At 52.7% G+C, this 23,111-nt stretch carries 21 protein-coding genes and 2 pseudogenes; 2 read left to right on the top strand and 21 right to left on the bottom strand.

The genetic code is table 11. From position 1 onward, the window contains the following. Positions 1 to 50: 50 nt before the first annotated feature. The 3 genes from rpoB to FYJ31_RS08380 form a co-directional block, all read right to left on the bottom strand. On the bottom strand, positions 51 to 3,614 hold the full coding sequence (rpoB, locus tag FYJ31_RS08390; protein ID WP_071478025.1) for a DNA-directed RNA polymerase subunit beta: 3,564 nt from the start codon (positions 3,612 to 3,614) through the stop codon (positions 51 to 53). Positions 3,615 to 3,850: 236 nt separating this feature from the next. Continuing rightward, positions 3,851 to 4,573, bottom strand: a complete 723-nt coding sequence (locus FYJ31_RS08385) for a hypothetical protein (protein ID WP_060620046.1) — start codon at positions 4,571 to 4,573, stop codon at positions 3,851 to 3,853. 64 nt (positions 4,574 to 4,637) lie between these two features. Then, the gene (locus tag FYJ31_RS08380; RefSeq protein WP_154536467.1) at positions 4,638 to 5,594 is read right to left on the bottom strand and encodes an A/G-specific adenine glycosylase; all 957 of its coding nucleotides are present in this window, start codon (positions 5,592 to 5,594) and stop codon (positions 4,638 to 4,640) included. Positions 5,595 to 5,614: 20 nt separating this feature from the next. On the opposite strand from FYJ31_RS08380, the gene FYJ31_RS08375 reads away from it, so the two are divergent. After that, positions 5,615 to 6,277 carry a tRNA (cytidine(34)-2'-O)-methyltransferase gene (locus tag FYJ31_RS08375; protein ID WP_014485112.1) on the top strand — a complete coding sequence of 221 codons (663 nt, stop codon included), beginning with the start codon at positions 5,615 to 5,617 and terminating at the stop codon, positions 6,275 to 6,277. Positions 6,278 to 6,627: 350 nt separating this feature from the next. Here the strand turns inward: FYJ31_RS08375 and FYJ31_RS08370 are convergent, their stop codons facing one another. The 18 genes and pseudogenes from FYJ31_RS08370 to FYJ31_RS08300 all read right to left on the bottom strand — a co-directional run bounded on the left by FYJ31_RS08370 (position 6,628) and on the right by FYJ31_RS08300 (position 22,881). Continuing rightward, complete coding sequence (locus FYJ31_RS08370; protein ID WP_229773994.1) at positions 6,628 to 6,855, bottom strand: type II toxin-antitoxin system RelE family toxin; 228 nt, start codon at positions 6,853 to 6,855, stop codon at positions 6,628 to 6,630. Positions 6,856 to 6,880: 25 nt separating this feature from the next. Next, positions 6,881 to 7,090 (bottom strand): type II toxin-antitoxin system RelB family antitoxin, encoded by a 210-nt coding sequence (gene relB, locus FYJ31_RS12865; RefSeq protein WP_442778614.1) that lies wholly within the window; start codon positions 7,088 to 7,090, stop codon positions 6,881 to 6,883. A 609-nt stretch (positions 7,091 to 7,699) separates the two neighbouring features. Next, positions 7,700 to 8,065: a 4'-phosphopantetheinyl transferase superfamily protein gene (locus FYJ31_RS13325; protein ID WP_442778613.1), complete on the bottom strand. Its 366-nt coding sequence runs from the start codon at positions 8,063 to 8,065 to the stop codon at positions 7,700 to 7,702. Further along, positions 8,022 to 8,414 carry a hypothetical protein gene (locus FYJ31_RS13320; RefSeq protein ID WP_195839483.1) on the bottom strand — a complete coding sequence of 131 codons (393 nt, stop codon included), beginning with the start codon at positions 8,412 to 8,414 and terminating at the stop codon, positions 8,022 to 8,024. Before FYJ31_RS13320 ends, FYJ31_RS13325 begins: the two co-directional genes overlap by 44 nt. Before the next feature lie 10 nt (positions 8,415 to 8,424). Further along, entirely contained in the window at positions 8,425 to 8,763 is a 339-nt protein-coding gene (locus FYJ31_RS13060; RefSeq protein WP_268234340.1) for an MFS transporter, read from the bottom strand. A 76-nt stretch (positions 8,764 to 8,839) separates the two neighbouring features. Then, a pseudogene (locus FYJ31_RS08355) lies at positions 8,840 to 9,553 on the bottom strand (MFS transporter); the annotation flags it as partial. Positions 9,554 to 9,777: 224 nt separating this feature from the next. Then, positions 9,778 to 10,965, bottom strand: coding sequence for an ATP-grasp domain-containing protein (locus tag FYJ31_RS08350; RefSeq protein ID WP_154536465.1), 1,188 nt, complete (start codon positions 10,963 to 10,965; stop codon positions 9,778 to 9,780). Positions 10,966 to 11,021: 56 nt separating this feature from the next. Further along, positions 11,022 to 13,979, bottom strand: coding sequence for a non-ribosomal peptide synthetase (locus FYJ31_RS08345; protein WP_154536464.1), 2,958 nt, complete (start codon positions 13,977 to 13,979; stop codon positions 11,022 to 11,024). 12 nt (positions 13,980 to 13,991) lie between these two features. Then, a complete protein-coding gene (locus FYJ31_RS08340) occupies positions 13,992 to 15,230 on the bottom strand; it encodes an MFS transporter (protein ID WP_154536463.1) in 1,239 nt (412 codons plus the stop codon). A 288-nt stretch (positions 15,231 to 15,518) separates the two neighbouring features. Next, complete coding sequence (locus tag FYJ31_RS08335; RefSeq protein ID WP_154536462.1) at positions 15,519 to 15,797, bottom strand: DUF234 domain-containing protein; 279 nt, start codon at positions 15,795 to 15,797, stop codon at positions 15,519 to 15,521. After that, positions 15,749 to 15,964: a DUF234 domain-containing protein gene (locus FYJ31_RS13315; protein ID WP_080714863.1), complete on the bottom strand. Its 216-nt coding sequence runs from the start codon at positions 15,962 to 15,964 to the stop codon at positions 15,749 to 15,751. Before FYJ31_RS13315 ends, FYJ31_RS08335 begins: the two co-directional genes overlap by 49 nt. Beyond that, positions 15,921 to 16,727 carry an AAA family ATPase gene (locus FYJ31_RS12860; protein WP_318156033.1) on the bottom strand — a complete coding sequence of 269 codons (807 nt, stop codon included), beginning with the start codon at positions 16,725 to 16,727 and terminating at the stop codon, positions 15,921 to 15,923. Before FYJ31_RS12860 ends, FYJ31_RS13315 begins: the two co-directional genes overlap by 44 nt. Beyond that, positions 16,722 to 17,082 (bottom strand): annotated as a pseudogene (locus FYJ31_RS13215) (MFS transporter); the annotation flags it as partial. The gene FYJ31_RS12860 and the pseudogene FYJ31_RS13215, both read right to left, overlap by 6 nt. A 353-nt stretch (positions 17,083 to 17,435) precedes the next feature. Next, the gene (locus FYJ31_RS08320; RefSeq protein ID WP_154536461.1) at positions 17,436 to 18,800 is read right to left on the bottom strand and encodes a PFL family protein; all 1,365 of its coding nucleotides are present in this window, start codon (positions 18,798 to 18,800) and stop codon (positions 17,436 to 17,438) included. A 135-nt stretch (positions 18,801 to 18,935) separates the two neighbouring features. Then, on the bottom strand, positions 18,936 to 19,208 hold the full coding sequence (locus tag FYJ31_RS08315) for an ACT domain-containing protein (RefSeq protein ID WP_012578324.1): 273 nt from the start codon (positions 19,206 to 19,208) through the stop codon (positions 18,936 to 18,938). A gap of 168 nt (positions 19,209 to 19,376) precedes the next feature. Further along, positions 19,377 to 21,287, bottom strand: coding sequence for a glycoside hydrolase family 32 protein (locus tag FYJ31_RS08310; RefSeq protein ID WP_154536460.1), 1,911 nt, complete (start codon positions 21,285 to 21,287; stop codon positions 19,377 to 19,379). A 98-nt stretch (positions 21,288 to 21,385) separates the two neighbouring features. Beyond that, positions 21,386 to 22,477 carry a LacI family DNA-binding transcriptional regulator gene (locus FYJ31_RS08305; RefSeq protein ID WP_154536459.1) on the bottom strand — a complete coding sequence of 364 codons (1,092 nt, stop codon included), beginning with the start codon at positions 22,475 to 22,477 and terminating at the stop codon, positions 21,386 to 21,388. A gap of 26 nt (positions 22,478 to 22,503) precedes the next feature. Beyond that, positions 22,504 to 22,881 carry a hypothetical protein gene (locus FYJ31_RS08300; protein ID WP_229773979.1) on the bottom strand — a complete coding sequence of 126 codons (378 nt, stop codon included), beginning with the start codon at positions 22,879 to 22,881 and terminating at the stop codon, positions 22,504 to 22,506. A 109-nt stretch (positions 22,882 to 22,990) separates the two neighbouring features. Between FYJ31_RS08300 and FYJ31_RS08295 the strand changes: the two genes are divergently transcribed. Continuing rightward, positions 22,991 to 23,111, top strand: a 121-nt coding sequence (locus FYJ31_RS08295) for a helix-turn-helix domain-containing protein (RefSeq protein WP_154535965.1), incomplete at its 3' end; no start/stop codon positions are given.

Genomic DNA, 23,111 nt, shown 5'->3' with positions numbered 1-23,111 from the left:
CACGTTGGCGGGGCTACACGCGGCGTATTGACCGCATGCAGCCCGAGGGATCACTGGTATTCGGGCTCTTCGGCCTTCTGGTCTTCCTTGGCGGCCGCGTCGGGGCGGGCGCCAATGTTGAAGCCGAGGTCGTCAGCGGAGCTGGCCGGATCGTCATCCTCATCCTTCATGTCGATGGCCACGCCTTCGGCGTTGAGCACTTCGACGTTCAGGGACAGGGACTGCATTTCCTTCAGGAGCACCTTGAACGACTCAGGGATGCCTGCCGGCGGCAGGTTATCGCCCTTGACGATGGCACCGTAGACGCGCACGCGGCCGTCGACGTCATCGGACTTGGTGGTCATCATCTCGTGCAGCGTGTAGGCGGCACCGTAGGCCTCAAGGGCCCACACCTCCATCTCGCCGAAGCGCTGGCCACCGAACTGGGCCTTACCACCGAGCGGCTGCTGGGTGATCATGGAGTACGGGCCGGTGGAACGAGCGTGAATCTTGTCGTCGACCAGGTGGTGCAGCTTCAACATGTACATGTAGCCAACGGAAATCGGCTTGGTGTACGGCTCACCGGTACGGCCATCGAACAGGGTGGCCTTGCCGTCGGGGCCGACCAGACGGTCGCCGTCACGATTCGGCAGCGTGGTGGACAGCAGGCCCTTCAGGACCTCGGGCTTGACACCGTCGAACACCGGGGTGGCGACCGGGGTGTTCGGCTCGGCCTTCTCGGCACCGGACGGAACCAGCTTCTTCCACTCGGCTTCCATGTTCGGGTCAAGGGAGATATCCCAACCGGAGTGGGCGATCCAGCCAAGGTGCAGTTCGAGCACCTGACCGAGGTTCATTCGGGAAGGCACACCCAGCGGGTTCAACATGATGTCGACCGGAGTACCGTCGGCAAGGAACGGCATGTCCTCTTCCGGCAGGATGCGGGAGATGCAGCCCTTGTTGCCGTGGCGGCCGGAGAGCTTGTCGCCCACGGTGATCTTGCGGTGCTGGGCGATGTAGACGCGGATCATCTGGTTGACGCCGTTGGGCAGCTCGTCACCGTCCTCCTCGGCATCCTCGCGGGTGATCTCCTTGACGCCGATGACGGTACCGGTCTCGCCGTGGGGCACACGCAGGGAGGTGTCGCGCACCTCGCGGGACTTCTCGCCGAAGATGGCGCGCAGCAGGCGCTCCTCCGGGGTCAGCTCGGTCTCACCCTTCGGGGTGACCTTACCGACCAGGATGTCGCCGGCCTCGACCTCGGCGCCGATGCGGATGATGCCGCGCTCGTCGAGGTTGGCCACGGCGTCCTCGCCGACGTTCGGCAGATCGCGGGTGATCTCTTCGGCGCCCAGCTTGGTTTCGCGGGCGTCGATCTCGTACTCCTCGATGTGGATGGAGGAGAGGGTGTCGTCCTGCACGAGGCGCTGGGAGATGATCACAGCATCCTCGTAGTTGTAGCCGTTCCACGGCATGAAGGCGATGAGCAGGTTCTTGCCCAGGGCCAGGTCGCCCTTCTGGATGGCAGGACCATCGGCCAGCACCGAACCGGCCTCCACACGCTCGCCATCATGGATGATCGGGCGCTGGTTGTAGCAGGTGGTCTGGTTGGAGCGCTGGAACTTGGCCAGCTTGTAGGAGCTGGTGGTGCCGTCGTCGTTCATCACGCGGATCAGGTCGGCGGACACGTAGGTGACCACACCGTCCTTCTCGGACTTGATGACGTCGCCGGAGTCGTTGGCGGCGCGCCATTCGGAGCCGGTGCCCACCAGCGGGCGCTCGGATTCGATCAGCGGCACGGCCTGACGCTGCATGTTGGTACCCATCAGTGCACGGTGGCCCTCATCATGCTCCAGGAACGGGATCAGGGAGGCGCCGAGGGAGACCATCTGACGCGGGGAGACGTCCATGTAATCCACGGAGCTCACCGGCACATCGACCGCCTCTTCCTCGCCGACTCGGGCAAGGGCGGACTTGGAGACGAAGTTGCCGTTCTCGTCGAGCTCCTGGTTGGCCTGGGCGATGACGTGGTCAAGATCGCGGTCAGCGGTCATGTACTCGACCTCGTCGGTCACATGGCCGTTGACGACCTTGCGGTACGGGGTCTCGATGAAGCCGAACGGGTTGACGCGGCCGAAGGTTGCCAGGGAGCCGATCAGACCGATGTTCGGGCCTTCAGGAGACTCGATCGGGCACATACGGCCGAAGTGGGACGGGTGCACGTCGCGCACTTCCATGGAGGCGCGGTCGCGGGACAGACCGCCGGGGCCCAGGGCGGAAAGACGACGCTTGTTCGTCACACCGGACAGCGGGTTGTTCTGATCCATGAACTGGGAGAGCTGGGAAGTGCCGAAGAACTCCTTGATGGTGGCGTTCACCGGGCGGATGTTGATCAGGGACTGCGGGGTGATGGCCTCGGCGTCCTGAGTGGTCATACGCTCGCGCACCACGCGCTCCATACGGCTCAGACCGGTACGCAGCTGGTTCTGGATCAGCTCGCCGACCTGGCGGATACGGCGGTTGCCGAAGTGATCGATATCGTCGACGTCCACGCGCAGGTCAACGTCTTCGCCGTTGCGCTTGCCCGGGAAGGTCGCCGCACCGTCGTGCAGGGCCACCAGGTACTTGATCGTGGCGATGATGTCTTCCTGGTGGAGGGAACGATCGTTGAAATCGGCCTCGACACCCAGCTTGCGATTGATCTTGTAGCGGCCGACGCGGGCCAAATCGTAGCGCTTGGTGTTGAAGTAGAAGGAGTCCAGCAGGTTCTTGCCGGCCTCGGGGGTCGGGGTGTCGGCCGGACGAATCTTGCGGTAGAGGTCGACGAGGGCCTCGTCCTGGGTTTCGAGGGTTTCCTTCTCCAGGGCGTCGAGCACCAGCGGGTAATCCTTGAAGGCCTGGGCGATCTCGGACTTGGTCATGCCGATGGCCATGAGGAACACGATGGCGGACTGCTTGCGCTTGCGGTCCACGCGCACCTGCGGCTGGTCCTTCTTGTCGATCTCGAACTCGAGCCATGCACCGCGGCTCGGGATGATCTTCGCGCCGAAGACTTCCTTATCGGAGGTGCGATCCTGCTGGCGGTCGAAGTAGACGCCCGGGGAACGCACGAGCTGGGAGACGATGACTCGCTCGGTGCCGCCGATGATGAAGGTACCGTGCGGGGTCTGCAGCGGGAAGTCGCCCATAAACACGGTCTGGGACTTGATCTCGCCGGTGTCGCCGTTCTCGAATTCGGCGTTCACGTACAGCGGAGCGGAGTAGGTGTAATCCTTCTCCTTGCACTCCTGCACGGTGTGGCGCGGCTCCTCGAAGTACGGGTCCGAGAAGGTCAGGGACATGGTCTGTGCAAAGTTCTCGATCGGGGAGATCTCGTTGAAGACCTCGTCGAGACCGGAGGTGTGGGCCACGGTGTTGGTGCCGTTAGCCTCATCCTCTTCGACGCGCTTCTTCCAGCGGTCGGAGCCGATCAGCCAGTCGAAGCTGTCGGTCTGTACGCCCAGCAGGTAGGGCACATCGATGGGTTCCTTGATGGAACCGAAGTTCACGCGATCCGACGCCTTGTGCAGATCAATGTCATGCTGGTCGGCGCGTGCGATGATGGTGGTGGTGTTCGTCGTAGACTCAGTAGCCAATGGACGTTCCTTATCGCTCGCTAATATGTGGTAATTCCCCTGGGAGCGCCGGCATGGCCACCATATGCCTATGCGGACGCTTCATTGTCGACGGCATGCCCGCAATATGACACACCTCATGCAAAGTCAAAAGAATACTGATATGCGAGGACATTTTTAGCTCCCGCTGACGAGGGAGCTGTCGAGCGGAGCGAGACTGAGGGAGAGACCCAGCGTCCAAACACCAACCGCAGGTCCTACCCCACCGTAAACGTCACCGGATCGCTCTTCACCTTCGGATGATCCTTCAGACTCAACTGCGCCACGTACGTTCCCGCATTGACCTTGGCCCAACCCGACTCATCCGTGCATTCGGTGAGCGTGGCGTTCGCATTGGTATTCCACGTGACCTTCTGAACGTCCTTATCACCCTTAGCCATCAGCAGCAGACGCGAATCCGCCGGACACACATCGGACTTGTAAATCGTTTCCTGACCGGAAGTAATGGTGAGCACACGGCCGGAATCGGACCCGTCCACCAAACAGTTGCCTGACCCCTCGTGCACGATGGTCGCGGTGAAATCAAGCGATCCTCCTACCGGCACGGATTGGGAGGCCGCGGAAAGCTGCAATGTCACATCACTGGCCGAGCAATCCTTGACGTTGCTGACTTTCTTCGGCGCCGGCGTGGCGTCGCGGGAAATCGCATACACCTCGTCATGGTGAATCATCGTGTTCACGGCACCGATACCCCGGCCAAGGCTGTACACGCAGAATACAATCAGCGCGATTATCAGCAGCAACACCGTACCGGCCACGATACGCCGACGACGATAGATGGCCTGCTGCTTTTTGCTGATCTTGCGCTTGCGCGGCTTGCCGGAACGGTCGTTTCGGGCGGGCCCGCCGGATGGCCCATTGGCCCCGGTACCGGCTCCGCGTGCCGTTCTCGCGCCTGATGTGTTCCTCTGCACTGCCATAACTCTTCCAGTCTACGGTCACCACACCCATACACGCTTGGGGAGCCCACCATTTTTCACAATGTCAGTTGGGTAGTCGCAGGCCGCCGTCCAGAATCTCGATTAGGCCATCATCGTCAAGGCTGGTGATGCAGGCGGCAAGCTGAATCTGGTCCTTCCAAAGCTTGTCGGCAGCTTCCCTGGGCAACGCGACTCCAGCGGGAAGCTCGCGCAGCGCGGCGAGCACCAGACCGCGCACCTGTCGATCCGTGCCTTGGAATCGCTGCCGCGGGCGGGTGCGGCGCTCCCCCAGTCCGGGGCGGCCGGCTTTGAGAAATGCACAATCATCCGCAATCGGGCAAATCTCGCATAACGGCGTCTTGGCTGTGCAAACCACCGCGCCCAATTCCATCACCGACTGATTCCACGTGACCGATGGAGGTTCGCTGCGCTGCAGGAAAGTGTGTTCGCCGGATCGATATGCATGGTCCGTGCAATCGGCACCGTCCCCACAAACCCTGTCTTGGGGCAACATGCGGTTGGCGAGCGCGCGTTCGGCCGGGCTCGCCGCTCCCCCGCGAGATTCGGTGCCGAGGAATACGCGGCTCAGCACGCGGCGAATATTCGTATCGATCACCGCAATGCGCTCACCGAATGCAAAGCTCAGCACGGCGGAGGCGGTGTAGTCGCCGATACCGGGCAGAGCGACGAGCTCGTCGTAGGTGCGAGGCAGCTCATCGCCATATTCTTCCGCCACCACGCGGGCGCATTCCTGCAATCGCAGCGCACGGCGAGGATAGCCAAGCCGGCCCCATGCGGTGATCACATCGGCTTTAGGTGCTGCGGCAAGAGCACGGGCGTCAGGCCAGCGTGCCATCCAATCGTTCCAATACGGCACCACACGACTCATCTGCGTCTGCTGGCTCATCACCTCACTGACCAGCACGCCCCACGGCGTGGCCCGTCCGAAGCGCCATGGCAAGTCACGCGCATTGGCCTCCCACCATGCGCCGAGCCGTAAAGAAATTGCTGTGTCGTTCATCGTTCTTATTCTTAGCAGCTATGACGAACGAGGCAGAACAGAATTCGCAGAACGCGCAGAATCCCGAAACAAAAGTCGAGACGATGTTCGAGTACGGGTACCGTAAATCGAATTACGGACCGGACGAACTCGTAACCGACGCGCATGGCAACCCCATCTCCGTGGTGGACGCGATGCTCTCGGCTGAAAAGGCCGCCACCACCGAAACCGTAACACCGCACCTGTGCTACTACTCACCGCGTATTCCCGGCAACACCGGCTCGGCCATCCGCCTGTGCGCGGTGACCGGCACCATCCTGCATTTGGTGGAGCCGTTGGGTTTCAACCTGCGCGACACCAAGCTGCGCCGAGCAGGCCTCGACTACCACGACATGGCCCACGTGGTGCTGCATCCGAATTTCGACAACCTGGTGGAGTCCATGCCCAATTCGCGCATCATCGCGTTCACCGCACATGCCACCAAGCTGTACACCGAAGTGGAATACAAGCCGACCGACATCCTGCTGTTCGGCCCCGAACCCGGCGACATCCCCGACCCGATGGACATCATGGAAGGCCCGCATGTGGCCGAGCAGGTGCGACTGCCCATGCGCCCGTCCTTGCGTTCCCTGAACCTCACCAATTGCGCGTCCATCGCCATCTACGAAGCCTGGCGCCAACTGAATTTCAAGGGCGGAGCGTGAGGAGAAGGCCCGGTGGGCCTACGAGTAGCGACGCCGAACGAACACCGACAGGCGTGAGAGAGGAAACCCTGAGCCTCGCGCAGCGAGACCACAATTGCAGGACGGAGCGTGAGGAGGAAGCGCAGTGCGCTTCCGAGTAGCTCCGCCAAGTGAAGGCCGATAGGCCTGAACGAGGAAAAGTGACAGTCCGGCCGCAAGCCGGTCAATAATTGCAATCGGAGCGTGATGCATAAGCGCCCAGTGGGCTTATGCATAGCCCCGCCGAACGAGACCCGATAGGGTCGAACACGGCAATTTCTCCCATCCGCTGGTTTCTCACCGGCAGAGCCAACGGAACCTTGGTGCAGCAATCAGCAACGCTTGTACACCTTGCTCCTGTGCGCGACATCAATCACAAGAATCAGCAGAACCTCATCCTCTATATCGCACACGATACGATAGTCCCCGACACGGTAACGCCACAGCCCTGCCAGATTACCGGCAAGAGCCTTGCCGGTGCTTCTCGGATCTTCCAACTGTGAAATTTCCCTAAGCTTTGCGATGATTCTCTTGGCAACATTACGATCCAGCTTCTTCATCGAACGCTGGACGCCCTTGTCAATCTCAATCCTCCAAGCCAAGGCTTTCCTCCAGCTCGTCGAGCGTCACGGTCTCGAGTCTGCCGGCACGCCAATCCTCGACCTTTTTCATAATGCCGTATTCATACTCCAACCTATCGATCGATTCGGTAAGGGCTTCGTTCATGTAAAACGTCTTCGTACGACCAGTCGCTTTCGCCAGACAATCGTAACGAGCCGCCAATTCGACAGGCATCCTTAATGCTGCAGTAACCGTGGCCATAGTCCACCTCCCAAACGTTTACGTGTTATACATGTTAACACTTTTGTGATTCTCACAAAGTGCCTCGAAGACTGTTACTCTCCTAACTTGGGGAAATAAGCAAAAAGAGCAGATGCTGAAACGCATTCGCAAGGCTCCGAAGGAGAGCGGCGCAAGGACGTGCTTGCCGCTGCGGTTGAACATTACTGGCGTCGCAAGAAGATCACCGAAAAACACTGATGGCAAGTACTTTGCGACCTATCCAATGAACAGATTGACATACCAGTTGCCGAGCAGCGAACGGATGCCGGCCATCGTGGCCTCTGAGCGACTAATTTGGAGAAGTATGAAAACCATCGAGTCATGGTGCACAAGACTATTAAGATTCTGATTATATGTACGTGTTCATGGACGGTGGATAAGGGGCTGCGGACGGTGTGGGAGATGCCTATCAGGCTTTGCTTTCATCACTTCAAAACTGCGTAGAAAACATCTGCAGCTTCTTATCCTTCAGTTGCTGATAGTTGTAGATATATGATGTACAGAATATTGCATCATATGCTTTTAAGCCCCTAACATTGCAATTTAGCATCTCATCGATGTTCATGCTGTTTGAGAGTTGTTATGCATGCATGCTGTCGTTAGTATGAACTGTTTCCTATGCTCTTTGTCTTGCAGTATTCTCCATTCACCAGTGACAGAAGGAATCGGTCCATTTACCGGTGTACCGTAAGAACTTCTAATTGATTTCAGACGAAATTTGCGAATAGGTAACAGAGAAATTTCTATATCCGTAAAGGGTATAGCAGTATTTTCTGCGTATGAGATTGCCTTGTATACTGCTTCTTTTGCAGAAAAGAATAGTCTATCCCAAGCAACAGTAGGATTGCTATTTTTTAACCTACTGATAGTTTTAATTTCATTATCAAACAAAGAAAAATGTATAATTTCTATTGGTAAAAAAAAAATTTTCTTCGATATCGATTCCTATAGATCGATAATAATAGGTATGAGCTATAGCTGCTCCCACGCACCCTTCGCAATGAGATAGACTGCCGATTATCCCTTCCGGCCAAACAGGTTTTCCATATATGTCAGAAAGAATCTCACTTCTTGTAATGTTGTACTCGCTAAATGCATATCGAGCGCAAGTTCGGGCGTCTAGAGACTGCTGGTAGAAACGTTGGGTATAGCCATTCTTTCCTTCGACAGCTTCAAACTCATGTGATCTAGGAAGATTTTTCACATACGTATAAATGGTAGTAATATTTCCTGTATGAATTATGCTATAGGGATTATCTGTGTAAGATGAGATCATTTTTGAACATTTACCGTAATTTACGATGAGAGGTTTCAGGGCCAAAGAAGATAACAATTACCATTGCGGCTATAGCTAAACCACTAATGCTTACATATATCAGTCCTTCTTGTTTCTCTGCTAGGAGAAAAGCTATAAACAGTGGCATAAAAACATTTCCTGATTTTGCCGCAGCGTTTACTATGCCGACGCAGCGGAAACGGATTCGTGTTGGAAATAATTCTGGAACATAAACAGCCGTAACAGCAGCAGTAAGTATATACAAAAACAATACCAAAAAGAACCCCAGTATTATCGCTGAAATTGTTGTTGCTTGCTTTGCATAAGCTATTCCTAGAATCGCTGTCATCAGAAAAGCCAATACAATCATCTTTTTTTCGACCTATTTTATCAAGTAAAAGCAGGGCCATTAAGCAGCCAAAAGGTGCCCCAAACATCATTAAGCTACTTGTTAAAAGTGAACTCGATAAGCTAATTCCTTTTGAAACTAAGATTGTTGGTACCCAAGTTGTGAAAGTGTAGGAGCATACGTTTGCTGCAACCGCTGCTACAACACCTGCAGTAAGCATAACGAATAAATTATCCTGTTGATCGGGATTCTGCAACGCAGTCCTTTTTAGCTTATCGTTATTTCCATAATTTGTTGCTGTGGATGCACTGCTCAACTGTTCCACGATAAGAGCTGCTTCCCTATACCGTCCTTTGCTGATTAGCCACCTGGGTGATTCAGGAATGTCCTTACGAAAAAACCAAAGCACAATGGCCAATATGCCCACGGCAAAGAAAACTACGCGCCAAGAAGTGTTTGGGATTATCACAGCTGATAAAAGAATCGATGTAGGCAACCCGCAATTAGCGACAAGTGAGACTAGTCCACACCACCTTCCCCGTCTTGCTACAGGTGCAAATTCGTTAATGAAAGCAAACCCTGTCACTATTTCTGAGCCAAGACCGATTCCCGCAAGGAACCTGCAGACTATCAGCATGTCCATGTTAGGAGAAAAAGCACCGAGTACAGTAAATCCACCGAAAAGCAACAAATTAATTTGATATGCTACTTTTCTTCCTTTGCAGTCTCCTATTAGGCCAGCAATTAGAGAACCGATGAGTAGTCCTAAAAAGTTCGCTGAAAGAAACATGCTGGTTTCTTGAGATGTCTACCATTTTGATGCAGTCAGACTACCTGCTACTGCACTTCCCATATAGACGTCAATACTGGCTTCCAACATCCCTAGCGATACTAGTATCACTATTTTACGGAAGAGTCTAGATTCAGTAGAATTATCAATTCTACATAATAATTCGTCATATATAGAACCTGCTGCAGAATTAGTCACAATTACCCCTCTGTAAAAAGTTAATTTTACTCATTATATTGACTATTTATAAGATAATTAGAACGTTGAATAATCTCAGATTCATTATTGCCGGAAATAAGGAATTTCCTGTCAGAATCAACAGAGTTATGAGCGATACCTTTTTTCTTGCCCACAGATTCCAAAACCGCCCAATCCGGGATTTCTTTTTCCTTTGGCCAGTTCAATCCGGCGGTTTCCAGCAGTATGCCATACTGAGATGATCGCGTAATATTCACATCCGCATCGACAAGACCAAGTTCCAATAGGAAGTTGGCCTTGCTTTGGTCTATGCCATAGGCGGCTGCCAGCTCCTGCTTGATGAGACCGCCTCCTCTGCGTGCCGCCATTTCCCCGAATACGAAATCACCGGTTTCATTCTTATAGAATTCGATATGCATCACATTCGGAATTGTCTGATCGCTGAAAGATGCAATTAATTGCTTTGTCAGTCGGAGCAGCTCGGAGTAGTCGGCATCGTTCTCATCCAACATCACGGAACCGGTGTTTTGTTTCTCGAAATCCAGTGGCGGGACAAGATACCGTGATGGTGAGATCAGAATCGAACCGGAATTGATATAGACTACATCCACATGGTAGACGGAACCGGAACAATATTCCTCTAAGTAATACTGGTTTGAATGCACGTTTCGTATGAATTCCGGCTTGGTAGCTAAAGCGGGCAGGTCATCTTTCGAATGCAATATCGTAATGCCTGCAGACCCTGCGCCCCATCGAGGTTTGAGAACAACCGTCTCCCAACGATCGAACGCCGAAATAATATCTCCAAAGCCTTGGCAGGTGGTATAGGGAATAATCTTTAATCCGGCATCAAGGGCCGATTGTTTCATCGTGACTTTATCTCGACAGCTTAACGCCAGTTCATGCTGTAAACCGGGAAATCCAAATAAACTTCTCGCCTCTGCAACCCTCAGTACGTCTTCCTCTGAGCTGGAAACTATCCTATCTGGTTTAAATTTCCTGACAATATCAAAGAATTTTGCGGTAGCGCTATCAGAGGAATAATCGGAAACCTCGATTTCCTTGATGACGGAGCTCGGCCAACTATGGTGTGCGGCTCGATCGTTCGAGGTGAAGACCATAACTTCTAAACAATCGAAACGTTCTTGGCCCTCTTCGATCCATTTTGGATAATTCGAGAAAGATTTGGGTTGTTGCATTAGTAGTACTTTCATATTATTCCCTTTCTAGTGCATTTGCTAAAACATGAGATACTAAAAGGATATGCTCCTTAAAAAAAATCTAAAAATTGTTCTATCGTCTCCTTGCTAAAATATGCGTTGTTATACGAGATTCTAACTTTGGCCTCATCATTAAAATATTGTATCCTCACTTCAATTGGATAACCATATGAATACGGATACGTGCTTCCTCGGATTAAGCTTGTTGAAAGTGGAGATGCTTCGTTCTTATGGGAAGAGCGCGTTACGTTCAGAAAGAATGTGGGGCAAGCTTCTGGATATACATGAGGAGAGTTTGAACGGAATGAGTTCCAAGCAGTCTCTTGCTGCAACATTTCTTCATACTCTGTATTAAGGGCAAGCAGCTCTTCATCGACTGAATTAAATCTGCAGTGTTTGTGGAAAAATGGAACTGAGCTGCTAATCCACCCTGTCATTGAAGGAAGAACAGGACAGTCAGCTTGTTCGCGCCCATTTCGAGTTACGTCGACAACAATGTTGTCGAGGTTGAGGCATTCTGAAGCTGCATTAGTCAACGCCGCTAAGGATAGCTTATCTAATAATCCATATTGTCCATCATCTCTTTCTTGCAACAAACGAATAGAGTGATCTCTAATATATAGTGGTGGTAAAATTTCAGGATTACTTCCGTTGCTTTCGCGATACCAAGAAGCAGAGAGACTGTCGTGTCTTTTAATATCAGGAAGTTGCTCTATCTTTTTTCTTCCTTTGTCTGAGTTATAAAAATCCTCCAAGAACCCAGCATACTGCAGGAATCCGGGAATCTCTTCTACCGGTTCAGATATGCCGATTCCTGCTCTTTTTGTTTCTGCTAACTCTTTTAATGCAGACCCGTATTCATGAATAGTCAATGCATCGCATGCCCAGTGATGGATAACTAGCACTAATAAATGAGTATCGCGCTTAGTGAAATAATGGAGCACGGCAATGGGGCCGTTCTTGATGTTTAAATTTGAAGCTGACGTTTCAAGAGTCTCATCGATCTTTGACTGGATATCATCAGTTGGGCTAAGCTTAATAGTTTTAACCATAATAGGCTCATCAATCTTGACGAGATGCGGATGTTGTTCTCGACCTTTGAAAGATAACCCATATGAAATTTCAGGGAACTTTTTTACCAGCATTTCAGCGCAAACTTGCAAATCAATCATTGTATTCGCTTGAACGCTAGCTGCGACACTTTCCACAAAGCTATGTGAAGCAGTTATATTGTGGCTCAGAAATCGTCTTTGAGATGGAAGAACTCTGAACTCCTTCCGACCAAGTATGCAGGTTTTAGGTGCGATAAATACGTTATCTGTTTCAATAATGATTTTCTTCAGCTGATTTACAGTAGGGTTTTGATAAACATCTCGTACATTTAGGAATTGTCCCAGGCGACGCATCCTCGAAACAAACTGTACAACTTTAAGACTATTCATTCCATGGGCAAAAAGATTGTCATCGTCACCAATCTCTTCATCCAATAAATTAGATAGAAACTGAGTCATTGTAGGTTTTTTCAATTCTCGCAACTGTGCAAGTTTATTATTTCTATTACTTATGTTCACTTTTTCCAAATAATTGTTTTTAAGCAAAACTCTATTGATCTTTCCATTACTGTTAATTGGCAGTTCGTCCAGTAGTAAAATATTTGAGGGAATTGCGTAGTTTGGCAGCACAAGCTTTAAGCGATTTCTGAGAGCGTCGATACTATCAATCGGAGATTGGAGAGCGTTTTTAGGCAAGAAAGCTACAAGTCGGGTTTCGGATTCTGACTTAATCGCGCTCACACAGGATTCATGACCACCCAGAAAAGCGTTTATATGGTTTTCAACTTCTTCTGTCTCAATTCTGTAGCCATGGATTTTTATCTGATTGTCAGCTCGCCCGATGAAAGACATCTCTCCAGCAGATGTCAGCGATACGAGGTCGCCTGTTCTATAACCTTGAAAGCCAGTAGAGCTATCAGTAAAAAAATTACTTTTTGTTAATTCGATATTATTTATATAACCAAATCCAACGCTAGGACCCACAACATACAGCTCACCAGTGCGCTCATTCTTTTTCGTTGTTTGCACCCAGACTTTGGTTCCGGGGAGTGGTTTGCCTAATGTGATTTCTTCACCTAGTTTTAGCTTTTTTGAAAGACAATAGATAGTGGTCTCGGTAGGGCCGTAAATATTCCATATTTGATTGGCTGTGCTTAAGTTTTTGAGTAGAAGATTTGACACATTTTCGCCACCTAATATCAGAGTGGCGTTCGTTTGTGGTATCCAACCTCCCATTGTCATCATCGTAAACATAGTTGGTGTTCCGGTGAAACAATTAATCTGCCATTTTTTACTAATCTGCTCAAAATAATCCGGATTTTTGGGTATTGATTTGTCGGCGATGCAAACAGTGCCGCCAGCTACAAGAGGTAGTAGCAGCTCGAAAATAGAGAAATCGAATGCAGGAGATGCTACGGCTAATAATTTTGTGCTATTGGACACATTAAAACGTTCAATACTATTTTTAAGCACGTAATCCAATGAAGATGCGGCAATAACAACGCCTTTGGGAGTTCCTGTTGACCCTGAAGTAAAAATAAGATATCCACCACCCGAAGGCACAGGGTCTTTTTTAGGGTGGTTTCCATCATTGAGCTGCGGAACTATTCGAAGAGTAGAGTTTTCGGTTAGTTTCGCACTTGCACTGATATGCGCTTGGTTGCAGACTACTTGTTTACGCTTTCCAGGCCATTCTTCTTCTAATGGGAGATAGAATGATCCGGACATTAAAATTCCCAGTAGAACGACCACTCGTTCTTTACATCTACCGACATCTACATTTATCACCGAGCCACAAAGATGCTGCTCTTCTATTTGTGTTGATATACGTTTGGCTTGTTCAACTAATTGCGAGTATGTAAAAGTTCCATTTCTATCCTTAACAGCCTCACTATTGGGATGTTTAAGGGCATTTGTTAATATCTTCTCGAGTATGAATAATCTTTGTGGATGCATGTGACTTCCCCTTTAACGACGAATGATTCTTTGTCCACGTTTTCTAATTTGATTAGTGACGACTGCAGGCATTATTCCCACTAACGCCAGTGCACACCAATACCAAGCCGTCAATCCTGCAGGACGTAGTGCCGGAACGATCCAACCTCCAAGGAATGAGCCTGCCGATTCACCAATGGCTGCAATTATCAGCCGATAGTTCAGAATGTCCACCAAAGGCTTATCTGGCTGTGCCTCTACCAGAGCAATATTGATTAATGGCGCATAGATGCATTCTGCAATGGAGAACACAACCAAGGAAATGATGCATATCCACCAGTACGACGAGACTCCGCAGGCGAATAGTGCGAAGGAAATTCCATAAATCCCCAGGCTTTTGACTATGAATGAGGTGGCATTATGTTCTTTGGTCATATTGCGCGAGATGATCTTACTTACCGGCATTTGCAGTGCTATGACCGATATGGCATCAATGGAATAGAACAATCCTCTTATGACTGGACTATCGGATAACGAGTGGAATTCCAATGCCATTCCGGCAAAAAGCTGACCATTCATGATACTGCCCACGAACACTGCCAGGATGGCAAGAACCGTACCGGGACTTTTCAGCGAGTCTGTAATGGTCTTCACGATGGAGGAAGTGTTTTCCTCGCCGCTTTTCTCATTGCGTATGAAGACATGATGAGTCAGCGCTATTGGAGCTAGTAAAGCAGAAAAAGCATAGAGTCCGACGATGATTGCAATAAAGAGCGTTTGTCCGAAAGCCTTATATATGTAATTCGAACCCAGAGGTCCAATCGCGGATCCAAGATTGGCTGCCATGGTCACTAAAGCAAACAAAGAAGCCTGAATTTTTTTATCCTTTACTGTAGCGATGATATGCCCTCGTAGGGCAAAATTAACCAATGAAAGACCGAGTCCCAGCAAAGCCAAATCCGCAAAAAGGAAGCCGATAAAACCACCCATTGTCGGTTGTAGCAGCAAAAGTGAAAAAACCATGAATCCGAAACCGGTCTCAGTGAGGGATACCGTTGAGAAACGCTCAATCAAGCTACCTATAAAAACAGTACTGCCTCTAGAAAAAAGAGATAAAATTCCGAGCGCCAGTCCAACATATAGCGATGACGCCGCAGAAACTTGGCCGGTGAGAATAACCGAAAGAAGGGAGAAGAGACCGCTGTACGCAGCAGTATTCAAAAAGTAATTCACTGATATGGAGTCTCTTTTAATATCGTTCAGCTTCTCCATTTGAATGGACCTTCTTTTATGCTTTACAAATAATGTCTCCCCATGCTAGTTGTCATAGGGGAATTGTTCATTGCTGCGTCCACGTTTTGGCGTACCTGAGGGCACCAAGCCTCGGACAACGCAAACAATGCAACGTTCCACAGTCCGAATTCAGCAACGAAGCGGAAAAGAACGACTACTCGTCCATCTCTGTCTCGTCTGGCTGGATGGGTCGCTGCACGGACGATCCGCCGGAGAGCATTTCCAAGTAAACCGGAATCGGACGAGCACATGCTGCTAAGTAAGCAGCTACAACGTGCTATACAGCTCATCGACTGATTCGGCGATGAGTTCGGGATATTTAGCTCGTGTGGCTTTGCTCAGCGGTTTTTTGGTGAATACCGCCAAATGGGTGGCGGCAAATCCACGAACCAATCCGACACGGTCGCGTAAGGACTCGATGGTCTCGGTCTCGTCAAGATTGTTGCGCCATTTGCATTCGCCAAGCAATATGGTTTTTAATGAGGCGTCGGCTGCAATCACGTCGATGTCGGTCTGTTCGTGTTTTGCCGGGTTGGTTCCCACCATTTCCCGAAGGAGGTGGCGAGGAACGGAAGTTTTCCAGCGGCGTTGGCATAGGCCAGCCATTGGGCGCAAATCGCTTCGAATTGCTGACCGACATAGGTGGCGAACGCTTCGCCGAGAGCCAGTCTACGCGCTGCGATACTGCCCGCATTCTGTTCCACGGCTCCCATGTTGGGGGCCTACGAAGCGGAACCAGTATGCGAAGAAGGGGTCTTTGATGATGTACATGCCGCGGCGCGAGCGCTCCGGTTTTTCACTGAACGGCACTCGCTTTCCGACAAGGCCGAGGTTATTGAGTGTTTGCAGGTACAGGTTAACATTGCCGTGCTCGACTCCGGAATGCTCCGCGATTACCTTGGGCGTCGATTCGCCGTTTGCAATGGCCTGCATCACCGAAAAATAGATTGCAGGCTCGCGCAACTCCTCGCGCAACAGCATCATCGGTTCCTCGTACAGTGTGCCGAGTTTGTCGAAGCAGAGGTTGATGACGTTGGACTGGTAGCCGGCCGATTTGTCAAGTTGGCTCAGATAATATGGCATGCCGCCAAAGGTAGCGTAATAGTCTACCTGCTCAATCGGCGGGGTGTTCGGCAAGAATTTCGCGACTTCCAGATAGTTGAGTGGCTGCAGCCGGATTTGCGCGGTGCATCTGCCGAATAAGGGACTTTTGGAGCCAAGCACCTTGCTTTCCATGAATCCTTCGTTGCTGCCGGAAACAATCAGCATCACATTGGTTCGTTTGAGATCATGGTCGATGGCGATCTGGAGGACCGAGGGAAGGGAGTTGTTGGCGAGTGCTGCATAAGGAAACTCGTCGAATACCAATACCATCGGTGTACTGGATTCCCGTTCTCGTTTGGCTATGTAGTCAAAGGCTTGCTGCCATGTGGCGAAGGGCGGCGTTTCTGAAGGCTGCCCGTAAAATTCGGCGATGGTCGGAGCGAAAGCTCCGCCGAAGATTGCAGCAAGGTTGTAGCTCAGACCGGTGCCGGAGTAGCGCACATGGGTCGGGAACAGCTCAGGCAGGTAGGCGCCGCACGGTCCGAACAGGCCACCCATGATGACAAAGCCGACGCACAGGAAGATCATCACACGCGGCACACTGTGCACCAGCAGCGCCGGAGTGAAGAAGCTGAACGCCATAGCTCAACGACCAAGTACTAAGCACGTAGAACAACGTGTAGGTGATGCCCATGGCGAGCGTACCAAGCACGACTTCCTTCCGGTACGGAAGCAGTGAACGCAGCGGATGCTTGACAACGCGGTGTTCATCCCCGACCTTCCGGAAAAAGGTAACAAAAAGCCCGAAGGCAGAAACCTCCAGGCTTAGAGAGAGAAGAGAAGAGAAGAGAAGAGAAGAAGGAATTCAATTATCGGAAACCTTGCGGTTCGGGGCTTTTGCAGCTGAGACATAGTTAACCTCTCTAACCTTCAGGAACCACCATGTTTTTCTGCGAGTTTCCTGTGAATCCGCACTCACCGATACACGCGAGCAGCCGTGTACCCGAAACCCACATACTCCCCACAATCCGCATGCCCAAAATCCGCACTCCCCCGCCAAGCTCGCATCTCACATCCATATGCAAACACAACGGTCCCTCTGCGGAGGGACCGAAGCAATGTACTAATGCGCAGAATGCTCTAGTTCTTGAAAGAGTGAATCGGTGCCGGAATACGGCCGCCACGGGTCACGAAAGCCTCGCAGCTGGTCTGGTTCACCGGAATGATCGGCGCATAGCCCATCAGGCCGCCGAAGTTGGCCATCTCCCCTACGCCTTTGCCTTCCACCGGAATCACGCGCACGGCGGTGGTCTTCTGGTTGACCATGCCGATCGCGGCCTCGTCGGCGATGATGCCGGAAATGGTGGCTGCGGTGGTGTCTCCCGGAATGGCAATCATGTCGAGGCCGACGGAGCACACGCAGGTCATGGCCTCAAGCTTCTCGAGGGTCAGGCAACCGGAAGAAGCCGCGTCGATCATGTTCTTGTCTTCGGAGACAGGGATGAACGCGCCGGAAAGTCCGCCGACGTAGGAGGACGCCATAATGCCGCCCTTCTTCACCTGGTCGTTGAGCATGGCGAGCGCCGCGGTAGTGCCCGGTGCGCCAACCTGTTCGAGGCCGATCTTCTCAAGCACTTCGCCGACGGAGTCGCCTACGGCCGGGGTCGGCGCGAGGGAAAGGTCGATGATGCCGAATGGAATGCCAAGGCGACGGGATGCCTCCTGTGCCACCAGCTGGCCGACGCGCGTGATCTTGAACGCGGTGCGCTTGATGGTTTCGCACAGGAACTCGAAGTCCTTGCCCTTGGCCGCATCCAATGCGCGGGAGACGACACCCGGACCGGAAACGCCCACGTTGATCACGGCGTCGCCCTCGGTGACGCCGTGGAAGCCGCCGGCCATGAACGGATTGTCGTCAGGCACGTTGCAGAAGGCCACGAACTTGACGCAGCCGTAGGAGTCGTTGTCGGCGGTGCGCTCGGCAACGTCCTTGATGATGTGGCCGAGCAGTTCGACCGCGTTCATGTCGATGCCGGTCTTGGTGGAGCCGACGTTCACGGACGAGCAGACGATGTCGGTCTCGGAAAGGGCTTGCGGCAGGGAGCGGATGAGCAACTCCTCGGCCGGGGTCATGGACTTGGAGACGAGTGCGGAGTAGCCGCCGATCAGGTCGACGCCGACTTCCTTGGCTGCCTTGTCAAGCGCGTGGGCGATCTTGACGAAGTCCTCGCTCGTCTTGCAGGAGCTGGCACCGACCAGCGAGATCGGGGTGACGGTGATGCGCTTGTTGACGATCGGGATGCCGTAGTCGCGTTCGATGGCCTTGCCGGTGGAAACGAGGTCCTTGGCATAGGTAGTGATCTTGCGGTAGATGTTGTCGCAGGTCTTGTCGACATCGTCCGAGGCGCAGTCGAGCAACGAGATGCCCATGGTGATGGTGCGGACGTCGAGCTTCTCCTGCTCGATCATCTGATTGGTCTCGTGGACCTCCATGATGTTCAGCATGGTTTGTTCCTTACAGGATATTTAAAGACTAGTTTGGCGGTCACCCTCATCAGAGGGATAAGGATGGCTCCGTCAGCGGAAAGCCCACCGGGCTTTCCACCTCCTCGCGTGCGGCGGCCTGCTGAGCGGGCCGCCTCAAATACGGTGCATCTTGGTGAAGATTTCCTCACGCTGGCAGCGGATGCGCACGCCGATGTCGTCGCCGAGGTCCTCAAGGTTGCCGACCATCGCGCCGAAGTCCTTGTCCGCGTTGGCGTAGTCGACAATCATCATCATGTTGAAGTAACCGTCGATGATGGTCTGGGAAATGTCAAGCACGTTGACCTGATGTTCGGAAAGGTATGTGCAGACGCGTGCGATGATGCCGACAGTATCCTGACCGACGACGGTGATGATTGCCTTGTTCATGGAACTCCCTAAACGTGAGGTGTGAATATCCAGTTACCGTCTTGGCGAATTGCCGGACGTGCCCTCAAGTATAGGGAAGGCACGTGCCAAAACACGTGCCTTTCGTCTGTTTTGCCTTACATACTGAGATGACTGCCGGTTACCACCTACCGCTGCAGCAGCTGTATGTCACCGCCAGATGCCGTCAAGCACACGCACATCCACGCAATCGACCTTGCCGTCAGCAACAAAACGGAACTCGCCATCGCCGTCCGCACCTTGGAACAGCATACTGCCGGCCGCTTCGCCGTTGTTAAGGAAGACTTCCACCACATTACGGTCGAAGAAGATTTCGACGCGACGCACATCGGCGATGCCGCTATCGAAATCGATGTCGTCCACGACTGTTCCCTTCGTGACCAGTCGGATCACGCCGTCGCGACGCTGCAGCTGCAATTCCATCGAATTACCATTGGCGGAATTGGTACCAGTCGCGATGAGCATTGTGAAATCGTCATCGTCAGCCAGATGCATGTCCGTGTAATACGCGTTGTTCGGCACAATAAAGAAGGTCCCGTTTTCGTCTGCATGCGCTTCCAAACGATCGCCTAGCAGCTGCTCGTACACTTCCTTGACAGGACGGCTGGTCAAGCGGCCGTCACGCACGTGCAGTTCACGTGGCAGCGACATCATGCCGTTAGCGATGCACGGCTTTTCCACACGCATCGCGGGAAAGTCGGTATACCAGCCGAACACGATACGACGCCCGTCGTCGGCAGCAAAGCTTTGTGTCGCGTAGTAGCCGGTACCGAAATCGCACCAATCGCTGTTCCCTACCTGCAAACGTGGGCCATCGGCGGTGTCCTTGAGATCACCAACATACCAACGCACCTGCTGGAAACGACCTTGCTTGTCACGGTAGTGCATCAAAGCTCCGATGGCGACCGTCTTGCCGTCGAGCTGGAACAGGTCAGGACATTCGTAGGTACGTGACAGCTGGTGGCCGAAGTCGGCGAGCACCGGTCCTTCATACTGCCACGTCACGTTGCGCTTGAGCGGTTTCTTCGCGGAGAAGAGCGCCATGGCAGGCACCGTATCCATATTGGGCTTGTCGGTGCCGGGCATGCCTTGCGGACCGCACGTAAACCAGCCGTCTGTACCCTGTACGCTGATGCCAGGCGCCGCGGAGGACACAGCATCAGTATCGAATTCGGCGACCGGCAGATTCGTGGCGGTCACCATGTAAGCGCGTTCCGGATCGATCGCCTCGCCGCCCATGCCGGTTTCCACCTTCGGATCACGGAAATCGAAGCCAAAACCATCGTTAACGCGCAACGCGACTGGAGATTCGACACTCACATGCACGCCATCCTCACACAAGCAGGTGGTCTGGTATTCAGTAACAGACGATTCGTCTCCGCGAGTCTCCAGGTGCCGGGTTAGATACAGGCGAATAGCGGCCGCATCATCACCCTTGCAGGGATTGTCACACGCATCCACCGTCACCGCGGATCCGGAGAACGCGCCGCCAACGATGCGTTCGTCGATATGCAGCTCCGTCTGCGGTTCGAGGAAGATTGGCAGATGCGTCCAATGCACCAGATCGCGGCTCACTGCATGGCCCCAGTGCATATTGTCCCAGCCAAAACCATACGGATTGAATTGGTAGAACAGATGGTAGCGTCCTTGGAAACGACACAGGCCGTTAGGATCATTCATCCAGCGAGCGAATGGCTCGAAATGCGCCGCAGGGCGAGCGAAACGATCATAGATCTGATCCAGCGTCGGCTGCGTATCCCATTCATTGTCGTACGGATTCATGCTGATGAAACGCACGCCTTCATCAAGAAGATTCTCACACTCGGACAAGTAGGCGAACCGCACGGTCAGTTGGCGCGCTCTCACCGTGAGACACACGTTTGTCGGCACCGGAATCAAGAAACGGTGGCGACGCTCGGCCACCGGCATGACATGGCTGGCGATTTGATGGCCGTCCCCGTCTGTAATGGTGACGGCAGCGTCATCGCCGCATCTTTCGGCGAACAATTCCAGCAAGCGGTAGCCGCCGGTTTCGATGGCAACGGAATAGTTGTCAGGCATAATAATTTCCTCCACAGCGCCACATGATCAGATATCACGTGGCTACGCATTGAAAAACTGATAATCGGAAAACTAAATATGAAAAAGGGGAACACCCGTCACAACACGATGGAATCGCGTTCGATGATGCGGCAGCGCAATGCTGTTTTGCTGCCATCACGTTGCCTCTGCACCGCCATGCCACGATCGGACTCAAGATCAGCTACGGCCTTGTCGCCGTCAAGTATGGCGACAAGTTGCCGAACCGCTTCAAAACCCATCTCATAATGGGGCAGTTCCAGCGTAGTCAGTGATGGTTTAATCACATTAGTGATGAACGGCTGATTGTCGATGCTAATCACCGACACGTCGGTTCCGATGCGCACTCCGCGTTCGCGTGCGGCTTCGTAGATGAAGGTGGCGCGCACATCGTTGAAACAGAAGATGCCGTCCGGCTTGATTTCGTCGAATACCCGCGCCGCCTCAGCAGCAGCGTTGGTCGTCTCCAATACATTGACGACCAAAGCGTCATCGAATGGAATGCCCGCTTCCGCAAGCGCACGTCGGTAACCAGTCAGACGTTGACCTTGCGCGACGATGGGGGTTGCGGAACCGTAGTAGACAATGCGTCTGCATCCAGCTTTGATCAGACGGTCGGTGGCGTCATACCCCGCCAGTTCATCATCGGGGTAGACCGAGGGAACTCGCCCCGCTGCATCCTCACTGTCCACCACCACGGTCGGGCTGCCTTCCAAGACTTCGGGAATGTCCACTTTGCGGTGGAACATCATGGCGTATAGGAAGCCATCCACGTTGTATCGGAGCAGGGCGGATATTTCTTGGTTCTCGAGTTCAGCGTCATTATTGGTGTTCGTGGTAAGCAGTATGTATCCGAGCTTGCTCGCGGCATCCTGCGCACCTTCGAGTACCTTGCTCGCGTACGGGGTCGTGGCGATCTCATCGGTCACAAATCCCAGAGTATTGGATTTGCTGGTACGTAGGGTGCGCGCCACAGAATTGGGCTTGTACCCCATGTTCTTGGCAGTCGCACGGATTTTCTGCGCAACCGCCTTGCTGACGCGATTGTGATCCTTGTTGTTCATAACCAAAGACACAGTGCATACGGAAACACCCGCTTCCTTAGCTATGTCTTTGATGGATACCAATCGTTTGGACCTGTTCACTCGTTGACTTACTGACGACTGCACCATTTTACACCCCCCTTTTTGCGAACATGTCACGATGTCTGGTTTCGGGCGTGGCCCGCGCTCTGTTCCATGCGGTCATGAATGTCCATTCCAGGCAGACGGCCGAATGAATAAACAATCCAGGCTGTGCAGAACATCGGCAGCGACAAGCCGAACACCATGAGAATTCCAGGCCATTGCACCCATACAAGCACGGTAAGAATCAGCAGTCCAACCTGCAGAAGGCTGCACAACGGGCGTGCCACAATCATCGCCAACGTCGTGCGGACAATCCAGACGGAACGTTCCGCGTAATTCGCGCGCACTACCCAAACCAAGCAGGTGAACATCACGAGAACCGCGATGAGCAGCAGAAGCACACCGGAAATCGCAATATCAAAACTGTTGCGGGCATGTCTGCTCATCATACAGCAATCGATGATGATTACAGCCCAGCCCGGGTTCTAAATAGAAGTGCAACACCTTGTCTAGGGTTGGAAGTGTTCGAAGTTTCTAACTTAAGAAGGTGTTGCACTCATGGGTCAACAGTATTCGCACCTGTCGTCCGAGGAGAGGATCCTGATCGAGAAGCTGCATTGCGAACAGCATCTGAGCATTCGGCGGACCGCGGAGAGGATCGGCCGGGACAAGTCCACGG

The sequence above is a fragment of the Bifidobacterium sp. WCA-178-WT-4B genome (genome assembly GCF_009696495.1).
GTDB classification, from domain to species: domain Bacteria; phylum Actinomycetota; class Actinomycetes; order Actinomycetales; family Bifidobacteriaceae; genus Bifidobacterium; species Bifidobacterium infantis.
This window is presented reverse-complemented; position numbering and strand designations above follow the sequence as displayed.

Bases quoted from the DNA above. Each gene is read 5' to 3' on its own strand.
- FYJ31_RS08300 (WP_229773979.1), bottom strand. From the start codon at position 22,881: ATGATGAGCAGACATGCCCGCAACAGTTTTGATATTGCGATTTCCGGT.
- FYJ31_RS13320 (WP_195839483.1), bottom strand. From the start codon at position 8,414: ATGATCTCATCTTACACAGATAATCCCTATAGCATAATTCATACAGGA.
- FYJ31_RS08305 (WP_154536459.1), bottom strand. From the start codon at position 22,477: ATGGTGCAGTCGTCAGTAAGTCAACGAGTGAACAGGTCCAAACGATTG.
- FYJ31_RS08370 (WP_229773994.1), bottom strand. From the start codon at position 6,855: ATGAAGAAGCTGGATCGTAATGTTGCCAAGAGAATCATCGCAAAGCTT.
- FYJ31_RS08310 (WP_154536460.1), bottom strand. From the start codon at position 21,287: ATGCCTGACAACTATTCCGTTGCCATCGAAACCGGCGGCTACCGCTTG.
- FYJ31_RS08320 (WP_154536461.1), bottom strand. From the start codon at position 18,800: ATGCTGAACATCATGGAGGTCCACGAGACCAATCAGATGATCGAGCAG.
- FYJ31_RS08345 (WP_154536464.1), bottom strand. From the start codon at position 13,979: ATGCATCCACAAAGATTATTCATACTCGAGAAGATATTAACAAATGCC.
- FYJ31_RS08350 (WP_154536465.1), bottom strand. From the start codon at position 10,965: ATGAAAGTACTACTAATGCAACAACCCAAATCTTTCTCGAATTATCCA.
- FYJ31_RS08385 (WP_060620046.1), bottom strand. From the start codon at position 4,573: ATGGCAGTGCAGAGGAACACATCAGGCGCGAGAACGGCACGCGGAGCC.
- FYJ31_RS13315 (WP_080714863.1), bottom strand. From the start codon at position 15,964: ATGGGAGCCGTGGAACAGAATGCGGGCAGTATCGCAGCGCGTAGACTG.
- FYJ31_RS08340 (WP_154536463.1), bottom strand. From the start codon at position 15,230: ATGGAGAAGCTGAACGATATTAAAAGAGACTCCATATCAGTGAATTAC.
- FYJ31_RS13060 (WP_268234340.1), bottom strand. From the start codon at position 8,763: ATGACAGCGATTCTAGGAATAGCTTATGCAAAGCAAGCAACAACAATT.
- FYJ31_RS08335 (WP_154536462.1), bottom strand. From the start codon at position 15,797: ATGGTGGGAACCAACCCGGCAAAACACGAACAGACCGACATCGACGTG.
- FYJ31_RS08375 (WP_014485112.1), top strand. From the start codon at position 5,615: ATGACGAACGAGGCAGAACAGAATTCGCAGAACGCGCAGAATCCCGAA.
- relB (WP_442778614.1), bottom strand. From the start codon at position 7,090: ATGCCTGTCGAATTGGCGGCTCGTTACGATTGTCTGGCGAAAGCGACT.
- FYJ31_RS08380 (WP_154536467.1), bottom strand. From the start codon at position 5,594: ATGAACGACACAGCAATTTCTTTACGGCTCGGCGCATGGTGGGAGGCC.
- FYJ31_RS08315 (WP_012578324.1), bottom strand. From the start codon at position 19,208: ATGAACAAGGCAATCATCACCGTCGTCGGTCAGGATACTGTCGGCATC.